This window comes from Collinsella aerofaciens, from assembly GCF_039752775.1.
GTDB classification, from domain to species: domain Bacteria; phylum Actinomycetota; class Coriobacteriia; order Coriobacteriales; family Coriobacteriaceae; genus Collinsella; species Collinsella aerofaciens_R.
In genome coordinates this window covers 29,808-47,888 of record NZ_JBDMGT010000010.1, presented here as the reverse complement: position 1 = coordinate 47,888, position 18,081 = coordinate 29,808, and the positions used below count along the sequence as shown (strand labels likewise).

Here is an 18,081-nt window from a genome sequence, read left to right as displayed (position 1 = left end):
GAAACCTTTCCTTTTGGGTTGGGTGTTGTTACCAGGGTGAATACTCAGTGCCAGCGCTTGGGCTGCGGGACGCCTGTGATCGTGGCGCCTACCTACTCACCGCGCACACGGCGCGCGATGCGGTCGGAAAGCGAGGCTTTCTCGGCACGATTCTTGCCCCAAAACGCGCAGGCCACCATGCCGGGGCCCACGTGCGAGCCGATGGTAGGACCCACGGAGCCGCGAATGATCGTGACGTCGGCGCAGCCCTCCTCCTTGCGGATGGCGGCTTCGAGCCAGTCGCCGTCCTTCTCGGCATCGGCCGTCATGATGGCGATGGGCATGGTGCGGTCGGGCACGTAGTTCTCGCGGAACGACTTGAGGATGGACTTGAGCGCCTTCTTGCGGCCGCGGTTGACGCCGATCAGCGACAGCGAGCCGGCAAGGTCGTAGGAGAGCTCGGGCTTGACATCGAGCTTTGCCGTGAGCTGCGCCGCCGCGGGCGGAATGCGGCCGCCGGCAGCCAGTGCGTCGAAGCTCTCGAGCGTAAAGTAGCCGTGGACGTAGGTCTTTGCCTCATTTGCCCAATCGACCAGCTGCTTGGCGGTCAGTCCCGCCGAACGCTGACGCACGGCCTCGAGCGCCAAGAGCGCGCCGGTCGCGCAGGGCAGAGCGTTGTCGACAACGTAGAGCTCAAAGTTGGGATACTCGGCGCGCACGGTATCTGCCGCCTGGCACGCGGAGTTGTAGCTCGACGACAGCGCCGAGGTAAAGCACAGGTAGACCGTAGGCGTACCTTCTTTGGCGCACTCGGTAAAGAACTCGATATAGCGACCGAGCGACACAGCCGAGGTGGACACGCGGGCACCGGCGCGCATGCGGTCGTAAAACTCCTTGGGTGTGATGCTCGACCAGATGTCGTCCGTGCGCTCTTCGCCATCGATAATGAAGGGGAAACCCAGGATATCGACATCGAGGTTCGCGGCGACCTCGGGGCTAAAGTCGCAGCAGGTATCGACGACGATGCGGCAACGGTCCGAATGACCGGCGGATGCGGCCTTGTCCATCAAAGCGACTCCTTACGTAAAAAGGCGGCCACCCGCATGGGATGGCCGCCAACCGTTAACTCATGCAAGTTAACGTATTTTACTCGTCAAGTGTTTCGATACGGGGCTTGATGATGCCATATCCACCATTCTTACGGTGATACACCACATTGATAAGGCCGGTCGTCGCGTTCTCGAACACGTAGAAGTCGTGGCCGAGCAGGTCGGTCTGCACCAGCGCCTGCTCCTCAGTCATCGGGGTGACGTCGATGACCTTCTCGCGGACGAGCAGGTCGTCCTCCTCCTCGGGCAGCAGCAGGTCGGCCAGATCCTCGACGCGCTCGACCGGCGCGACATCCGCGGCGCTGGCACCGCCCTGGCGGTTGTCCACGACCTTGGTCTTGAACTTGCGCAGCTGGCGGGTGACCTTATCGGCGGAGAGGTCGATGGCGGCGTACATATCTGCACCGTGCTCGGCAACGCGAATCACCGAACCGCGGGCACGAACCGTAACCTCGACGATTGCCGGGTTGGGGTTCGAGGGGTTCTTCTCATAGCGAAGTACAACGTCGACCGTCATGGGCTCGATATCGAAAACCTTGAGCGCCTCGCCGATCTTCTCATCCACATGCGCACGCAGAGCATCGGTTACCGTCGTCTTGCGTCCAGAAACCTTGATATCCATACGTGGCTCCAATCTGCCTCGGGGACTTACTGTACTGGCTATGTACCCATTGCCGTGCATTTAATCACGCGGATTCCTAAAGACCCGAATAACGATTGCTTGATACCGCATACCGAAGTCTCGCACTTTTCCGTGGCAAAGTGCGCTATGGGAGGGCGTCGGCGGCTTTGTATTTGGTCCCGAAAATTAGCTTTGACCTGCTGGTTTTATTGGGATGAAAAAGCCGGGCTCCCCTATTGGGGAAGCCCGGCAGTGCGTGTTGAAACCGTGAAGAGGTGTCCTTTCCAACGTATAGGAGACACCACCCCTAGCAATAACTAGCTATTAAGTTTGTTAATGTCGTCGTCGGTGATGGTGCCTTCCTGGCTGGACGATTTGTCCTCGGAGGATGCGGTCTCATTGTTGGAATCGGAGGACTCGCTGCCGGAGGACGTGGTCTCACTGGACTCAGAGTCGCCCGGCTGCACGTTAGCGCCCGAAACCGTCTTAGTGGTGAGGTCGTAGGGCATCCTGCCATACCAGACGCAGTGAACTGCCTCGAGCGTGCCGTCGACCGTGATGTCGTCGAGGGCATCGCTCACGGCACGGCACAGTTCGTCATTGGACGAGAGGCCCGCAACACCGAGCGTCGAGGGCGCCTCGAGCGCACCGACATAGGAGATCTCGCTCATCAGACGTGCAAGGTAGCCACCGGCCGTGGAGTCGCAGATCACATAGTCAACCTCGCCGGACTCGAGCGCCTCAAAGCACTCGTTGATGTTGGAGTAGGTCTTTTGGTTGGCGGTGATGCTCTGCTTGGCAAGCGCCTCCTGCGAGGCCGAGGACATCTGGACACCCAGGGTAGACGTGTTAAGGGTATCGGTGGAAACGCTTAGCGACCCACCATCGCTGGTTTTACCGAACACAGAAGCGGCATCGTACAGGCAGGTGCCGAGCGAGCTAACGTCCCCGTCTGTGGAGTTGATCTCGCCGATAAAGATATCGGCCTTTTTGTCGGCGAGCGCGGAACCTGCCGAGGACGCATCGACAAAGGCGACCTTAAGGCCCATGCGGCTTGCGAGGGCGCGGGCGGCGTCGACCGCATACCCCGCGAGCTCGCCGTCGGCGCCCTGCATGGCCTGCGGCGCATCGGAAGTATCGAGGGCAACCGTCAGGGTTCCGGGAGTAACCAGGGCATCGTCCGACACCGCCGGCGTGACGGTCTTGTACTCGATCTGGTCGATCGTGGGAGTCGTGAACGTAGACAGCGGGTTGAACGCGCATCCGCTCAGGCCCAAAACGGCGATGACCGCTGCGGCCCCAGCACCTAACCGAGCCGCGTGCATCAAGCTGCCCCTCACCATGTCCACTACCCTGCCTTCTGTGTCGTATACGATCCGTGCGTTGCGCGGAATATCAGGTTGTTCCCACCAGCTGACCTGGTATTTGACCCCACACTTGCGCACCGGGGTGTTTGCTCGGGAGGCCGCAGCCACCTTCACGACTGGCCCGCTCGCCCGCGAGGCGGTATTGCCCCAAAGAAAGTAGAACGGACGGTGCGGCTTACATCTAGGACGCGCCATGATCGCGCCGCGCGCACGCGGTCGCTTACGTGGATCCCTTTGACCGCGTCTGTCTTGGACTAGGACGGGCATTTCGTCCGTCCGCAACCACAGCCTGGTAGGAACGAAGCGCATTATAGCTAAGTTCAAGCTAAAGTTTAAGGTTAGGGGCGTCATTCGCATCGCGAGTACAGATTTCGCAGGTCAGGACGGACCGCACACGCTCTGATTGAGCCCGTCACTCCCCTATGGAAAGCCTCAACACACCCGTCTTAGGGCGCCGTGGCCAAAAAATAGCAAATATGAGTACCGTTACCAATTTAGTAGCAGGAGTTTTTGGCTCTGCAAGCTGTTTTCACGCTCTATAACGTCAGATTGATGCCAGGATATTCCACATTTGTTTAATAACTTTCTAATTTACGCCATCTTCCAGTCCCAAAATCCCTGATTTTGCTGTTACTGAATTTGTAGCAGTACTCATATTTGCTATATTTTGGCCAGAGCATATATCCAACCCCCTGTTTCAGATCATTGTTAGGCGGGTTTAAGCCCAAAACACGCCCGCAGCGTGTTAAATAGCGCCTCTTGTTTCTTTCTGCGAGCGTCAACACGGTTGCGATATCGCTTACTCATGCGCTGGTGGATGCGCCATGCGAGCGCTTCCATCGCTTCCATGTCACAGAGCATTTCGTTGTTGACCGTCGCGACCTCGATTCCCATAGTAATCAAGCCCGTGTTGCGCTTTTCATCATGGATACGTCCCCTCCGGGAGGAATGGCCCAGCTCACCGTTGTATTCCAGGTCAAACCGGGCTGCTTCTTGATACGCATCGCAAACTGCATGGGACATCCCCGAGATTGCCTGCGCACGGTCATCGAACTCGATCTTGTAGTCGGTCTTAAAAGGTCCGCAGGCAAACCCGCCATAGGAAAACGGAAGCGAAAACAGAGCGAGCATGATGCACTCCATGGGTGAGCGCAGGTTTTCCGAAAGAAAGGGACACAGACGCTGCAGCTGCTTGGCCGCGTTCCCCTTGCATACCGCGAGGTAATCTGCCAGACGATCGGGCGTCAGCACCGGCTCAACCTCAAAGTAGCCCACATCTGCTGGCTGGTCCTTGTCCTTTGCAAGTTTATTCGTAACAGGCGAGGTGTAGGGAGGCAGATACTTCCCGCGGTCACTCAGCGAAATCTTGGAGCACAGCTCCTGTGCCAGGGCAAATGCCTGGATGCAGCCGAGCTCGCGCGCAACGGTTACGCAGAGGGCCTCGGGAGACAAGCTGTACACCCCCGGCTCCACCTCCAGAATCGAACCAACCGGCAGGCCGGCGGAACAAACGGACCAGCTTGCACCAGGCATGCGGCGACGCTGTTTCGCCGACCCCACCAGCAGGCACAAGTCTTCTTGAACCTCGCCGCTCACGGCCCCGATCCGCACCAAATCGGGAAGATAGATGTCCTCGGCCGAGGGCGACGATACGTGCAGCACACAGCGCTCTTCATCGGGATCGAGATCCCTCCAGCTGATGTAACCCATTTGTCGGCGCTCGGCGCGCATCATGCGCAGCGCCGAGGCACCGGTCAGAATTACGGAGGAAGCCAGCTGCTCGTTTGTCGGCTCGTCACGCCGCGCTATCTTCACTGCCACAAAACCACCCCTACCAAACGCGTGCGATAGCGAGGCCATCGACTGCTGCGGCGCCGGCGCGCTTGAGTTCCGCCGAAGCCGCTGCCATCGTCGCACCCGTGGTAATGACATCATCGATAAGCAGCAGGCGGCGGCCCCGCACGTTCTCAACGGTCTCATACATGCCTCGGGCGCGTTCACGGCGTTCTTCACGACCGAGTTCGCGCTGGTCGCCATGCCCGTACTTGACGAGAGCATCGAGCAGAGGAACACCCGACACCTCGCAAAATGGGCGCGCAATGGCCTCCATATGATCAAAACCACGCCGCCGAAACGCTGCCGCCGTCGCGGGCACAAACACCACCGCATCCGCACCGGACAGCACGCCTCCGTAGCGATCGGGCGCTACGACCTGGGCATGCAGGGCGGTATCGTAGAGCAGCTCCGCCAGATACGGAGCCAGACGTCGCTCGCCCGCATCCTTGTACGCTTTAATGATGCGCGGCAGCGGATGCGCATAGACGGCGCACGCCAGGCAGCGGTCGAGCGCCTCCGCCATTGCCGAGGACGTGCCCTCGACCGAGCACTCAGTGCACAGCAAATCCCCAAACGGGGCGCCGCATCGGGTACAGCTATGACGTGGGTCGATGAGCGTGAGCGCGGCTAGACAGTCTTGGCAAATAAGCGCACCGGCGCGCTCGCAGCCGGCACATCGTGTTGGCGACAATGCCTCGAGTGCCTCGCGTGCCACCCACTCGGCAAACGGTAGCAATTCGTCCGCAAACGGTAGGGCGCCGGCGCCCAGCAGACGGCTCAATATGTTCAGATGGCTCTTCAAGACACAACCCTCCCTACGTTCGGTCGCAGGGAGGGTTGTTGATTCGGCGCTATGATACCCCGATGTGCTCGGGGCAAGGCGGGCTAAATCCGCTCGCGGGCGTTATTCGCCGGCGGGCGGTTGTGGTGTGGACGAAGACGGGGTCGAGCCCTCGCCACCATCCTGGCGCGGCTTGCGGGAACGGCGACGGCGACGGCGCTTTTGACCCTGGTCGGCCGAGCCCTCGCCACCGCGATCCTCGCGCGGCTCGCGCTCGTCGCGAGCGGCGCCACGCGAAGCCTTGGCAGCCGCTCCCCCGCCATCTCCGGGACGACGGCGCGTGACCTTGACCTCGCCATCCGAGACCTGATCGGCCACGGAGGGCACTGAGGGCTTCTGTTGCGCGCCCGAGGAATGGCGACGGCGCGGACGCGGCGCGCGCTCCTCCTCGCCACGTGACTTGCCGCCCTTGTCGGCAGGCGCATCGGAGGCCGAGGGGCCCTTGGAAGCGGCACCAGCCTCGCGAGCAGCTGCGGCGCGGAAGGCGTCCTCGCGCTCCTCGCTCGACAGATGACGGCGGCGGCGACGTGTGGGGTTCATGCCACCGCCGCGATTCTGCTGCTGGGGCTGCTGAACCTCGCGCTCGCGAGAGGCGTTCTTGCCCGCGGCTGCAGCCTCGGTAGCATCGCCCGAGCCCGCGCGCTTGCGGCGGCGACGGCCATCGGCCGCCCCCTCGGCCTCGGGCGCCTCGGCCTTGCCACGACCCTTTCCGCGGCCACGACCCTCGCCCTGGCCCTGAGCGGTGCGCGCATCGGATTCGGCATCGCGACGACGGCGCTTGGGCATCGAAGTGCCGGCCAGACGGTCGGCACTCGACAGGCCATCGCCCACGTCGACGCCGTTCTCGCGATCGAGCTCCATGAGCGCCAGGCGCATCTCGGGCGACTCAATACGCTCGAGCACGTCGCGCGTCACGCAATCGGGGCGGCAGTTGCAGCCCTGCTCGGCGGCCTTCTTTTTGCAGCCCTCCGAGCACGTCATATCGGCCAGGTTGACCTTAAAGACTTTGCCGTTCTCCAGGCGCAACACCAGCTGCTCACGCGGCGTGTCATATTCCTGGATGCGCGCCTTGCCGAGCGGCGTATCGATGAGCGTCTTCTTTTTGGGCGCACGGCTCTTAAAGTCCTTGTAGGCCTCGAACTCGTAGCGCAGGCAGCACATCAGGCGGCCGCACACGCCGCTGATCTTGGAGGAATTGAGCGGCAGGTCTTGCTCTTTTGCCATGCGAATCGAGACGGGTTCAAACTGTCCGCCAAAGCGCGTGCAGCAGAGCTCCTGTCCGCACTGGGCGTAGCCACCCACCAGGCGGGTCTCGTCACGCACGCCGATCTGGCGCATATCGACGCGAATGTGCAGCGTCGAGGACAGGTCCTTGACGAGCTGGCGAAAATCGACGCGCTCCTCGGCCGCAAAGTAGAACACGGCCTTCTCGCCGCCAAACAGGTACTCGACGCCGACCGGCTTCATCTCGAGGTCGAGCTCCTTGACCAGGCGGCGGAAGTCGACCATGGCCTCGTCGCCCTGGATGGCCAGGTCGTCGGCAAGCTGCAGGTCGATGTCGCTCGCCACGCGCAGCACGGGCTTGAGCGGCTGACCGATCTCGTCTTGCGGCACCTCGAAGGGATCGGCCGTGACCAGGCCGATCTCGGTTCCGCGCTCGGTGGAGCAAATGGCATAATCGGCCTCGAGGATATCCAGATCCTGCGGATCGAACCACAGGTCGCGCGAGGCGTAGGTAAACTTAACGGGTACGACTAACGGCATTTCAGTGCCTTCCTGATATCGAACAGCATGACCTCGATGGCCAGCTGGGGAGTAACGTTTCTGGCGATGTTGCGCTCGGCGGTCGCGACTGCCTCGAGCGCCCGAGTGGCACCCGCAACATTGGTCGCGGCGGCAAGCCGACCGATCGTGTCGCGCACGTCTTCGTTCACCACGTCGGCTGCCTCGTCCTGAAGCGTCAACAGCACGTCGCGCATGAGCGTCCGCGCGCTCGCCAGCGCTTCCATGATACCCGAACGCTCGCGCGCGTTGAGTTCGCGCTTGTTGCGGTCCTCAAGCTGCTTCAATGCTCCACGCGACAGGTAGTCGGCGTTTTGCTCGAGCACCTTTTCCTGCGTGGACTTGACCTCGGCGAGCGGCGCCTTAACGGCGACGATGAGTGACTTGGCGCGGTTGAGCACGTCGGCCTCGTCGGCGGCGATAAGCGAATCGATGGCGCGAACCATCTGACGGCGGGCGTCCTGGCGCTCGGCGCTCTTGAGGAACTCGATGCCACGCGTGGGGCTTCCCGCTACGGCGACGGCCATGCGGCAACGCGCAGGGTCCTGACCGGTGGCGCGACTCACGGCCTGCGCGGCGACGGTGGGCGATACCAGCCGAAACGGCACGCACTGGCAGCGGCTCACGATGGTGGGCAACATCACGTCTGCCGAGGTGCCCAGCAAGATGAACATAACGCCCTCGGGCGGCTCCTCGAGTGTTTTGAGCAGTGCGTTGGCGGTGTTGGCGCGCAGCTGCTCGGCACGGTCGATGATGTAGACCTTGGCCTTGGCACGGATGGGCGCCAGAGGCACGTCATCGAGCAGCTCGCGGGTCTGGGCAATGAGGTAGCCCGTGGCGCTCTCGGGCGTGTAATAGCGCACGTCGGGGTGCGTATGGCGAGCAACGCGCACACAACTGTCGCATGCGCCGCAGCCATCCTGCTCGCACAGGAAGGCTTGGGCGAGCGCCCACGCAGCGTCGAGCTTGCCCGCACCGGGCGCGCCCAAAAACAGGTAGGCGTGCGATGCGCGACCGCTGGCGACGGCATTGGTCAAAAAGTCGCGCACGCGCTCTTGGGTGTCGAGCTTGGCCAGCAGGCTTGCCTGAGCGGGGGCCATGTTACTCGGCCTCCTGGGCAAGCGCGGCGGTGACGGCGTCCTGGGAAATGTCGAGGCCGTAGGCGCGAACCTGCTCGACCGTCTGCGCGAAGACGTCCTCGATGGACGCGGTCGCGTCGATGAGCTTTACGCGGTTTGGTTCCTCGGCGGCGATGGCGCAAAATCCCTGGTAGACACGCTCTTGGAAGGCCATGCCCTTAGCCTCCATGCGATCTGCCGCGCCACGGGCTGCCATGCGCAGCGCCGCCTGCTCGGGCGTGATGTGATAGACGAGCGTGAGAGCCGGGTGCGTCCCCGCGACGGCCAGGTTGTTGGCATCGCGTACTATCTGGCGATCGAGGCCATCGGCAAACGCCTGATAGCAAGTTGTGGAATCGTAGAAGCGGTCGCACAGGACCACCTTGCCGTCAGTAAGGGCAGGCGCGATGACCTCGTGCACCAGCTGGGCGCGCGCGGCCTCGTAGAGCAACAACTCGCAGGTGTCTCCCATCGTCGTATTGGCGGGGTCGAGCAGCAGAGCACGGATCTTTTCGCTGATGGCGGTACCGCCCGGCTCGCGCAGGCTCACAACCTGGTAGCCAGCGAGTTCGAGCGCGCGGGCAAGCAGGCGCGCCTGCGTGGACTTGCCGGCGCCATCGACGCCCTCGAGCGTGATAAAGCTATGTTGAGCGGGCTCAAAAGCCATGGGCGCAGCCCCTTCCTACAAGGCGCGTAAATGCAGATATATCAACCAAGCCATGATACCCCAGTGCTCGGCGCGTCCCAAATCCAACCTAGCCATCGAGGCATCCCCGAAGTTGCGGTGAAATAGGGACTGATTGAAGCTCTGAGACCGCCAAACAGTCCCTATTTCACCGCAACTTATGATGGAGAATTTTGGACGCTGGGTATAATCGTCGTATTGCATTGAAATGTGGCGAAAGGAGTGGCAATGTCTCGGTATTGCGCCTCGTGCGGCAAGCTTCTTGCAGATAATGCCAAGTTCTGCACCTCGTGCGGTGCACCCGTTGAGCAAACAGCCGCGAGCGATAGCCAGCCCGCTTTCGAGCAGACCGGTTCCCTCGATACGCCGCAAGCCAAGGCGGACGACCCCCTCGCCTATCGCCCCGACCCCGCCGCAGGCCCCGCGGCCGTCGAGACCACGCAGCGCATACCCGTCGCGAGCGGCTCGCCCCAACAGCAGCCGGCTCCCGCATACGCGCCCGCTTCGCCACAGACCCCCGCTCCCAAAAAGAGCGGCACCGGGCCGCTTATCGCCGTTATCGTTGTGCTGGTGGCGATCATCATCGCCCTGGTCGTTTTCTTTGTGATCAAGCCTTTCGACAACGCCGCCACGCAGACGACTGCCGAGGTAGCTAAGCTGCACCATGACGTCGATGACGATGACCTAAAGCCTCTCGGCGATCCCAACAGCCTGTACGACGATGATGACGATGACGACGAGGATGGCGGCGAAGCAACGCTCTCCGAGCAGAACCTCTACCGCCGACTGAGCGAATACTACGACTTGCTCGAAGACCTCGACAACTACGTCCGTGGCTGCGCACAGAACTTCAACGGCAGCTATCTGGAAGAGGATCGAACCACCCGTCAAAATCTCGCCGACGTCGCCGAGCGCACGGAGGACACCATCGAGCAGTATTACGACATCGTCGAGGACCTAGACGTCCCGACGAGCTCCAAGAACTACAGCTCCTGGAAAGACATCGTTGCCCTGTACGACGACCTGAATCACCGCATTGACGCAATCTGTGATGCCTGGGAGATCAGCCTGAAATACGCCAAGCCTGCGGACCACAAGAATGAGATCGTGGCGCCGCTGTCGCGCGACAACGTGGCGGGCACCAATGACAATAAGTACCGCCTAGACTTTGAGGAGCGCTATCCCGGCGCCAAACCCGTCGAAGTGAACTAGCGCTTTGTCGTTCCCGAGCCGGCAGTTAGGGACGTTCCTAAACTGCCGGCAGAAAAGAAACGTCCCTAACTGCCGGATAAAAAACGAGCGAGGATTTTGAGGTCCTCGCTCGTTTTTGTTTTGGGCAATGTTTCGACTGCGCCGCTACTTGTCGGCGGCTGCTTTCTTGGCAGTCGACTTCTTCGCGGTCGTCTTCTTGGCAGCAGTCTTCTTTGCCGCCGTCGTCTTCTTGGCCGCCGTCGTCTTCTTGGCCGTGCTCGCCTTGGTCGTGGTCTTGCGACCGCGGGCGGGCTTCTTCTCCTTGGTCGGGCAGTCCATGTTCACGCAGATGCGCCACGGGCCGCGCGCCGTGTTGACCACCACGATGGGGGCGCCGCATTCGGGGCAAGTCTCACCCGTCGCCTCGAGCTTACCGCGCGCCGGCAGAGGATAGCTCACGCCGCAGTCATCGTAGTTGGTGCAGCGGATAAAGCGCTTGCCGCTCTTCTCGCTCTTGTGCGCGATCAGGTCGCCATGGCGTCCGGCCTCGGCGCACACCTTGCACTCGCCCACCTTAAGGTCAGGCTCGTAGTTGGTGGGGCACGTGGGGTTCACGCAAATCTCGAAGGCCTTCTGGCGGAACGGCTGGCACTTAATGCGCGGCGCGCCGCACTCGGGGCACACGGCCGCCTCGCCCTCGAGCGGGCTTACCTTGACGCCGCTCGGCACCGGATAGGTCACGTCGCAGTCGGGCCAGCCCATGCAGCCGATAAAGCTACCGCGGGTCTTGGCGCTCGTCTTCATAACCAGATCCTTGCCGCACTTGGGGCAGGCACCCACGCGCGCATCGGCCGTGACGGCGTCGCTGATGGCGTCGCCGAGCTCCTGCGTATGTTTGAGCAGCTCGTCGAGCACACCGGCCAGCAGCGCGCGCGAGTGCGTCACGACATGCTCTTCGGTGTCCTCGCCGCGCTCGACGCGGGTCATGTCGCCGTCGAGCTCGCTGGTCATATCGGGGCTCGTGATGCGCGGGGCAAATTGCGTCAGCGCGTCGATGATGGCGATGCCCAGCTGGCTCGGCTCAACGGGATCATTTTTGAGATAGCGCACGGCATACAGGCGCTCGATGATGCTCGCACGCGTGGACTTGGTACCCAGGCCGCGCTTTTCCATCTCCTGCACGAGCTTGCCCTGGCTGTAGCGCGCGGGCGGCTCGGTCTGCTTGGCCTCGAGTTTAATGTCGAACACGTCGACCGTATCGCCCTGCTCCAGCGGCGGCATCTGCTCATCGCGCTTAAGTCCATACGGATACGCCTCGCGGAAGCCCGGAGTCACGAGCACATCGCCCGAAGCCACGAACGGCTCACCGTTCACGTCGAGCTCGAGCTTGGTGTTCTCGATGGTCGCGGGACCCATAAGCGTCGCCAGGAAGCGGCGGGCGATGAGGTCGTAGAGCTTGCGCTGACCGCCGTCGAGCGTGGACGGATCGCCCTCGCCCGTGGGGTAGATAGGCGGGTGGTCGGTGGTCTCGACTTTACCGCGCGTGGGCTTCATGGGACCAGCGAGTACCTTTTTGCACACGGGCGCCAGCGCCGGGTTGATCTTTGCCAGGTCACTCACCACGGCGCCCAAATCGAGCGTCGCGGGATACACGGTGTTGTCGACACGCGGGTAGCTGATGAGGCCCGCCATGTAGAGAGACTCGGCGATGCGCATGGTACGCGCAGGCGAGATGCCCTCGGCTGCGGCGGCAGCCTGCAGCGAGGTGGTCGCAAACGGCGTGGGCGGCTGCTGCTTGCGCGAGCGCTTGGTCACCGCGGCGACGGTTGCCGTCGCGACGCCGTCAACATGGCCGTACGCCGTCTCAGCAGCATCCTTGTCGGTAAAGCGTGCCGTCTTGTGCGCAATCTTAAAGCGGTCATCCTCGGCAGCGCCCTGCGCAGCACCCATGCCGCGAATCTGCCAATAGTCCTCGGGCACAAACGCCATGCGCTCGCGCTCGCGCTCGACCACCAGGGCAAGCGTCGGCGTCTGCACGCGGCCGGCAGAGCGCACGTTACCAAAGCCGCCAAACTTGGCGAGCGTCAGGTAACGCGTGAGCACCGCACCCCAAATGAGGTCGATGTGCTGGCGGCTCTCGCCGGCGTCGGCCAGATTATGGTCGAGCGAGACGAGATTATCGAAGGCCTGCGTGATCTCGGCCTTGGTAAACGAAGAGTACTGGGCGCGGGCGACCGGCAAGTCCGGCGCAACCTCGCGCACCTTGTTGAGGGCGTCCGAACCGATCAGCTCGCCCTCGCGATCGAAGTCCGTGGCGATGATGACACTGTCGGACTTCTTAGCCAGGTTCTTGAGCGAGCGAATGAGCTCCTTCTCGGCCGGTAGCTTAATGACGGGCGCCCAGGTGAGGTAGGGCAGGCTCTCGAGCTTCCAGCCCTTGATGGAGATACCGTCGGCAAGAAACGGCTTACGCTTGGTGTCGTAGGGCGGACGAGCCAGGCCATCGGGCATGTCGGCCGGCAGCATCTCGCCGTCCTCGGTCACCGAATACCAACCCAGCTTTTTATCGAACAGCACGCTGTCGCAAAAATCGGGCGCAAGGATGTGACCGGCGAGACCGATCGTCACACACTCCTCGCCCTTCCACTCAAAACGGTAGATGGCGGTGTTGTACACCTTGTCCTTTTTGGGTTTGCCCGTGGACAGACGCTCGGCGATCTGACGCGCGGCGTCGTTTTTCTCGGCGATGATGAGCTTCAAAAGAGGCTCCTATCTCGTGTCTCTGCGGCTACGCCCGCCCGTATGGCGGCCGATTTACGCCCTTGCTTGCTCGATCTGCCCGATGAGCCAATCGCACCAGGCATCCATGCCCTCGCCCTTGCGCGCGCTCACGGCAAACCGCGGCGCCTGCGGATTGAGGTCATCGAGTGTCCTAGTATACCTATCCATGTCAAAATCGAAAGCCGGGGCCACGTCGACCTTATTGAGCAGCTGCGCGCCGGCGTGCTGGAAGATGCCCGGGTACTTGATGGGCTTGTCGTCGCCCTCGGGCACCGAGAGAATCATGATGGACAGGTTCTCGCCCAGGTCAAAGTCGACCGGGCAGACCAGGTTGCCCACGTTTTCGATAAAGATGACGTCGATATTTTGAAGACCCACCGCCTGGTCGAACGCGTCAACGGCCTCCATGATCATGTTGCCCTCGAGGTGGCACAGGCCACCCGTGTTGATCTGGATGGCGGGCATGCCGGCTTCCTTCATGGTGATGGCGTCGACATCCGAGGCAATATCGCCCTCGATGACGGCACAGCGCAGGCCAGCCTTGTCGCGCAGGCGCTCGTTGGTGCCCAGGATCGTGGTGGTCTTGCCCGAACCGGGGCTCGACAGCACATTGATCACATAGGTGTTTGTCTCTTTAAATCGCTGTCGCAGCTGATCTGCCAGGCGCTCGTTGCGCGACAGAATCGGCGACGCGATATCAATCGTTTTCTCAGCCATACTCGGCACTCCTTACTTTGGCCCCTTTATACCCCATCACCAGATGGCTAGCGGGCTAATCGTCGGGGGTTTCGATTTCGATACTTGCGATGTCGAGCTCGCGGCCGTGCAGCAGACGCACGTTGGCGCCGCCACATTGGGGACAGCGGCAATGGAAGCGATCGTGCTCAAAGACCTCCCCGCAGTCCAGACACTCGCTTTGTGGATGGACTTCCTCCACGGCAAGCTCGCAGCCTCGCGTGAGCGGGTCCTCATCGCGAAATGTCTCCCACGCAAAGTCGAGCGCCTCGCGCACAACTTCGGTCATATCCCCGATACGCAGCGTTACCAAAACGGCGCGCGAGGCCCCCGCCCCACGCGCCGCGCGAATCACTGTATCGAGTATGCCGTTGACAATGCCAACCTCGTGCATACCGATTTACTCCTCGTCGTCCTCATCGTCCGAGAACAGGTCCAGACGGCTCACAAACAAGCCCTCCTTGCCCTCGCGCGCGGTAATGACCACGCGGGCAATGGCGAGCGAAATCTCGTAGAGCGAGAGCAGGGCACCATACATGAGGCCCAGCGTAACGGGCGAGCCGTCGGGCGTAATCACAGCCGAGCCCACAAGCAGGCCCACGTACACGTAGCGCCAGGCGCCGCGGAAGGCCGCGTAGGACACGATGTGGAAGACGGACAGGTAGAAGATGATGAGCGGCAGCTCAAACGCCACACCAAAGCCGATCATAAAGAGCAGCTCCATGTTGACGTAGTTCTCCAGGTCGGGCAGCGCGGTTGCGACGGCAGAGGTCTCGCCGATGAGCCACTCAAAGCCTGCCGGGATAATGATGAAGTAGCAAAAGATTGCGCCCAGGAAGAACAGCACCGTCGAGGCGAGCACCGTAGGCACAACCCACTTGCGCTCGTTGGGACGCAGTGCCGGCAGGAAAAATGCCAGAATCTGCCAGATGATCATGGGCGTGCACATGACCACGGCCATCTTGATGGCCAGCGAGAAGCGCAGGCCAAAGCCGCCGAGCGTGGTGGTGATGTAGAACTTACCGTCCGGCACAAAGGAGCGGATGGGGTCTTCCAGGATGTCGAGCACCACGGGCGTGGCGAAATACAGCACGATGGCGGCGGCAAACACCGACACGACCACGATAGTCAGGCGGCGACGGAGCTCTCCCAGGTGATCGAAGAGCGGCATGCGCGCAGGTCCGATAGGCATTACTCATCGCCTCCCTTCGAGGCGTCGGCGGTGGCAGCCTCGTCCTCGGCCTCGAGCTCGCGAGCGAGCTGGTCGACGACGGCCTTGCGCTTGCGGGGACGACGGGCGTAGAGGTCAGCCGTCGTGGGCTCTGCCGGCTCGGGCTCGGACTCTGGCTCTGCAGCAGGCTCGGGCTCGACGACAGGCTCGGCGGCAGCGGCAGGCTCGGCGCCCTCGGCCTCGGACTCCTCAGCAGCACCCTCGCCCTCGGCGGCAGCCTCGCTCGCGGCCTTCTCGGCGGCAAGGCGGGCACGGCGCTCGGCAAAGGTCTCCTTCTTTGCGGGCGCAGCCGTCTCGACGGCATCCTCGTCTGCATCGGAATCGTCATCGACGGCAGTCTTCTTGGGCTTGACCGGTGCCGAAGCGGCCTCACTTACCGGATCGATAATCTCGGACTGAACAACGGCCGTCATCTTTTCCTGCGTCTCGCGGAACTGACGAATGGCACGGCCGATCGTGCGGCCCATCTGTGGGAGCTTATCCGGGCCAAACAGCAAAAAGCCGAAGACCACGATGATCGCGAGCTCACCCTCTCCAATACCAAACACACATACCTCCAAGGCTCGATGTGAGTCGAGCCCGCACCGCGCCATTCGGCCGGAACTCGTCTATTCATTCGGTCAAGTATAGCGCCCGGACGCCAAAACGTCCGAGCGCATCACAAACATATGCCAAACGGCACGCCCTTTTTGGGGGCAAAGATTATGCCGCCGTGATCGAAATCTCCTGGTCGACGCCCAGCAGCTGAACCACGCGCATCACCTGGGGCTGCACATTAGTGCAGCTAAAGCGCTTACCGTGGTCGACCGCGTGGTGCGCGGCGCCCACGAGCACGCCAATGCCCGTCGAATCGATGTAGCTCACCTGGGCAAAATCGAGCTCAACGGCCTCAGTGGGCTGCTCGAGCGCCAGGTCAATGGCATTGCGCAGGCTATCGGCGTTAGAGATATCGATCTCGCCGGTCACCTTAATGGTGTAGATCTCCGGTGTGGGGTTGGTGGAAATACCCAAATCCATGTATACGCTCCTTTACGTATCGAAAGTGCGGATAGTACTGGGCGCGGACTTGCGGGGCCCTAGGCGTTAGGCGCGCTCGGCACGAGCAAGCTCGGCAGCGACGAGCTTGACGGCCAGCACCAGTACGTCGAGTGCTGCCTCCAGGTCCTCGACCGTGGGATAGCTCGGCGCGATGCGGATGTTGGTATCGCGCGGATCCTTGCCATAGGGCCAGGTGGCACCGGCCGGCGTGAGCTTGACGCCCAGGTCGGCGCAAAGCGCGGCGACCTTCTGGGCCGAGCCCTCGGGACCATCGAAGCTTACAAAGTAGCCGCCGCGGGGGTGCGTCCAGGTGGCACAGCCCGTATCGCCCAGGCCCTCGGTGAGCTTGCGCTCAACGGCCTCAAAGCGCGGACGCAGGAACTCGGCATGCTTTTTCATGTGCTCCTTGACCGCCTCGATGGTGGGAAGGAAGCGCACGTGGCGCAGCTGGTTGAGCTTGTCGGCGCTGATGAGGCCGGCCTTCAGGCGCTTGGAGAACTCCGCGATAACCGCGGGGCTCGCACCGATAAAGCCGATGCCGGCGCCCGGGAAGGTGATCTTGGACGTCGATGCAAAGGCCACCACGCGGTCCTCGGTGCCCGCCGCGCGAGCGAGGTCAAAGATGTTGGCGAGCTCGTCGGTCTCGTCGTACAGGTCGTGCACGCAGTAGGCGTTGTCCCAGAAGATGCGGAAATCGGGCGCGGCCGTGGGCATCTCGACCAGGCGACGCACGGTGTCCTCGCTAAAGGTGATGCCCGTGGGGTTGGAATACTTGGGCACGCACCAGATGCCCTTGATGGAGTCGTCGGCGGCAACCAAGCGCTCGATCTCGTCCATGTCGGGGCCGTTGTCGGTCATCGCGACGGGGACATTCTCGATACCCAAGTCGGCAGTGATGCCAAAGTGGCGGTCGTAGCCGGGAACAGGGCACAGGAACTTGACCTTCTTGCCGTCATGCGCGGCCTCATAAGCCTCCCAAGGCTCGCTACCGCACGAGCCGCAGCGCCAGAACATGCCGGCGATATCGTGCTCGATCAGCAGGCTCGACGAACCCAGTACGAGCGTCTGCTCGGCGGGGCAACCCAGGAACTCCCCCGCCAGCTTGCGTGCCGAGGGAATGCCCTCAAAGCAACCGTAGTTGGAGCAGTCGACGTTGCCGTCGTGCAGATCGGCATCGGCATTGAGGATATCGAGCATGGGGCGAGAGATGCCCACCTGGGAGGGCGACGGCTTGCCGCGGGCCATGTCGAGCGCCAGGCCCTTGGCCTTGACCTCGGCGACCTCGGCTTTGAGCGCCTCGATGGCGGCATCGAGTTCGGTGGTTTCCATCTTCTGGTAGATCGTCTGCATGGGTGCGACCTTTCGCGAAGCGGGACGTTGCAGTTCGTCTAAGTATAGACCGCCACTGCCGCAACGGTATGAAGCCGTGATAGATTAAGTCCATCGCAATGAATTACGACATCGCCGCGCATGCCGGCGTGGGGCGCCCAAGGAGGCACTATGGAGTACGGATCGTTCCAGGCCGAGGAATTCGGCGACCTGCAGCGCCTGGTCGACGGACTGTTTTATGACCGCCGCGCCATCGACCGCCTGGATCTCATCGTGCAGGCCGAGATCTTGGACCTCGCGCCCGACCTCATGGAAATCGTCAACCTTTTGCCGCCCGGCTACTACGACCGCCAATCGCTTTGCGACCAGCTCAACTCCGCCTTGGCCGCCCACGGCTGGGGCGCCGTCTACGGCACCGTGGAATAAACCTAGTCATT

The 18,081-nt window shown here is 62.2% G+C and carries 17 protein-coding genes; 2 read left to right on the top strand and 15 right to left on the bottom strand.

Going from position 1 to position 18,081, the window contains the following annotated elements; translation table 11 throughout:
* Positions 1-92: 92 nt before the first annotated feature.
* From ABHR63_RS04240 to tmk, 8 genes are all read right to left on the bottom strand, one after another.
* Positions 93-1,046 (bottom strand): DegV family protein, encoded by a 954-nt coding sequence (locus tag ABHR63_RS04240; RefSeq protein WP_346964993.1) that lies wholly within the window; start codon positions 1,044-1,046, stop codon positions 93-95.
* Between the two features lie 79 nt (positions 1,047-1,125).
* Positions 1,126-1,710 (bottom strand): ribosome hibernation-promoting factor, HPF/YfiA family, encoded by a 585-nt coding sequence (gene hpf, locus ABHR63_RS04235; protein ID WP_035137685.1) that lies wholly within the window; start codon positions 1,708-1,710, stop codon positions 1,126-1,128.
* A gap of 317 nt (positions 1,711-2,027) precedes the next feature.
* A complete protein-coding gene (locus ABHR63_RS04230) occupies positions 2,028-3,053 on the bottom strand; it encodes a substrate-binding periplasmic protein (protein ID WP_346965015.1) in 1,026 nt (341 codons plus the stop codon).
* Positions 3,054-3,785: 732 nt separating this feature from the next.
* Complete coding sequence (locus tag ABHR63_RS04225; protein ID WP_346964992.1) at positions 3,786-4,898, bottom strand: hypothetical protein; 1,113 nt, start codon at positions 4,896-4,898, stop codon at positions 3,786-3,788.
* Positions 4,899-4,908: 10 nt separating this feature from the next.
* Entirely contained in the window at positions 4,909-5,715 is an 807-nt protein-coding gene (locus ABHR63_RS04220; RefSeq protein WP_346964991.1) for a ComF family protein, read from the bottom strand.
* A 102-nt stretch (positions 5,716-5,817) separates the two neighbouring features.
* Positions 5,818-7,518, bottom strand: a complete 1,701-nt coding sequence (locus ABHR63_RS04215; protein WP_346964990.1) for a PSP1 domain-containing protein — start codon at positions 7,516-7,518, stop codon at positions 5,818-5,820.
* Positions 7,509-8,636, bottom strand: a complete 1,128-nt coding sequence (locus ABHR63_RS04210; RefSeq protein ID WP_346964989.1) for a DNA polymerase III subunit — start codon at positions 8,634-8,636, stop codon at positions 7,509-7,511. The genes ABHR63_RS04215 and ABHR63_RS04210 overlap by 10 nt, the downstream gene beginning before the upstream one ends.
* Position 8,637: 1 nt before the next feature.
* A complete protein-coding gene (tmk, locus tag ABHR63_RS04205) occupies positions 8,638-9,321 on the bottom strand; it encodes a dTMP kinase (protein ID WP_346965877.1) in 684 nt (227 codons plus the stop codon).
* Between the two features lie 246 nt (positions 9,322-9,567).
* Here tmk and ABHR63_RS04200 point away from each other — a divergent pair, with 246 nt between their 5' ends.
* A complete protein-coding gene (locus ABHR63_RS04200) occupies positions 9,568-10,551 on the top strand; it encodes a zinc-ribbon domain-containing protein (protein ID WP_195624871.1) in 984 nt (327 codons plus the stop codon).
* 144 nt (positions 10,552-10,695) lie between these two features.
* Here ABHR63_RS04200 and ABHR63_RS04195 read toward each other — a convergent pair whose 3' ends face one another.
* The 7 genes from ABHR63_RS04195 to ABHR63_RS04165 all read right to left on the bottom strand — a co-directional run bounded on the left by ABHR63_RS04195 (position 10,696) and on the right by ABHR63_RS04165 (position 17,665).
* A complete protein-coding gene (locus tag ABHR63_RS04195; RefSeq protein WP_346965086.1) occupies positions 10,696-13,290 on the bottom strand; it encodes a DNA topoisomerase I in 2,595 nt (864 codons plus the stop codon).
* 54 nt (positions 13,291-13,344) lie between these two features.
* Entirely contained in the window at positions 13,345-14,028 is a 684-nt protein-coding gene (gene hypB, locus ABHR63_RS04190; RefSeq protein ID WP_161115879.1) for a hydrogenase nickel incorporation protein HypB, read from the bottom strand.
* 55 nt (positions 14,029-14,083) lie between these two features.
* Positions 14,084-14,440: a hydrogenase maturation nickel metallochaperone HypA gene (hypA, locus tag ABHR63_RS04185; RefSeq protein WP_117565013.1), complete on the bottom strand. Its 357-nt coding sequence runs from the start codon at positions 14,438-14,440 to the stop codon at positions 14,084-14,086.
* Between the two features lie 6 nt (positions 14,441-14,446).
* On the bottom strand, positions 14,447-15,238 hold the full coding sequence (gene tatC, locus ABHR63_RS04180) for a twin-arginine translocase subunit TatC (protein ID WP_022093860.1): 792 nt from the start codon (positions 15,236-15,238) through the stop codon (positions 14,447-14,449).
* Positions 15,238-15,825, bottom strand: coding sequence for a twin-arginine translocase TatA/TatE family subunit (locus tag ABHR63_RS04175; protein ID WP_195624869.1), 588 nt, complete (start codon positions 15,823-15,825; stop codon positions 15,238-15,240). The genes tatC and ABHR63_RS04175 overlap by 1 nt, the downstream gene beginning before the upstream one ends.
* A gap of 154 nt (positions 15,826-15,979) precedes the next feature.
* Positions 15,980-16,294 carry an STAS domain-containing protein gene (locus ABHR63_RS04170; protein WP_117769921.1) on the bottom strand — a complete coding sequence of 105 codons (315 nt, stop codon included), beginning with the start codon at positions 16,292-16,294 and terminating at the stop codon, positions 15,980-15,982.
* A gap of 66 nt (positions 16,295-16,360) precedes the next feature.
* A complete protein-coding gene (locus ABHR63_RS04165; protein ID WP_195624868.1) occupies positions 16,361-17,665 on the bottom strand; it encodes an aspartate aminotransferase type Ic in 1,305 nt (434 codons plus the stop codon).
* A 150-nt stretch (positions 17,666-17,815) separates the two neighbouring features.
* Between ABHR63_RS04165 and ABHR63_RS04160 the strand changes: the two genes are divergently transcribed.
* Positions 17,816-18,070: a hypothetical protein gene (locus tag ABHR63_RS04160; RefSeq protein ID WP_040359778.1), complete on the top strand. Its 255-nt coding sequence runs from the start codon at positions 17,816-17,818 to the stop codon at positions 18,068-18,070.
* Positions 18,071-18,081: the final 11 nt, after the last annotated feature.

Excerpts from the sequence above, each read along its gene's own strand:
- ABHR63_RS04160 (WP_040359778.1), top strand. The coding sequence starts at position 17,816 with ATGGAGTACGGATCGTTCCAGGCCGAGGAATTCGGCGACCTGCAGCGC.
- hypA (WP_117565013.1), bottom strand. The coding sequence starts at position 14,440 with ATGCACGAGGTTGGCATTGTCAACGGCATACTCGATACAGTGATTCGC.
- tatC (WP_022093860.1), bottom strand. The coding sequence starts at position 15,238 with ATGCCTATCGGACCTGCGCGCATGCCGCTCTTCGATCACCTGGGAGAG.
- hpf (WP_035137685.1), bottom strand. The coding sequence starts at position 1,710 with ATGGATATCAAGGTTTCTGGACGCAAGACGACGGTAACCGATGCTCTG.
- ABHR63_RS04230 (WP_346965015.1), bottom strand. The coding sequence starts at position 3,053 with ATGGTGAGGGGCAGCTTGATGCACGCGGCTCGGTTAGGTGCTGGGGCC.
- ABHR63_RS04165 (WP_195624868.1), bottom strand. The coding sequence starts at position 17,665 with ATGCAGACGATCTACCAGAAGATGGAAACCACCGAACTCGATGCCGCC.
- ABHR63_RS04210 (WP_346964989.1), bottom strand. The coding sequence starts at position 8,636 with ATGGCCCCCGCTCAGGCAAGCCTGCTGGCCAAGCTCGACACCCAAGAG.
- ABHR63_RS04240 (WP_346964993.1), bottom strand. The coding sequence starts at position 1,046 with ATGGACAAGGCCGCATCCGCCGGTCATTCGGACCGTTGCCGCATCGTC.
- ABHR63_RS04170 (WP_117769921.1), bottom strand. The coding sequence starts at position 16,294 with ATGGATTTGGGTATTTCCACCAACCCCACACCGGAGATCTACACCATT.
- ABHR63_RS04215 (WP_346964990.1), bottom strand. The coding sequence starts at position 7,518 with ATGCCGTTAGTCGTACCCGTTAAGTTTACCTACGCCTCGCGCGACCTG.
- ABHR63_RS04200 (WP_195624871.1), top strand. The coding sequence starts at position 9,568 with ATGTCTCGGTATTGCGCCTCGTGCGGCAAGCTTCTTGCAGATAATGCC.
- hypB (WP_161115879.1), bottom strand. The coding sequence starts at position 14,028 with ATGGCTGAGAAAACGATTGATATCGCGTCGCCGATTCTGTCGCGCAAC.
- tmk (WP_346965877.1), bottom strand. The coding sequence starts at position 9,321 with ATGGCTTTTGAGCCCGCTCAACATAGCTTTATCACGCTCGAGGGCGTC.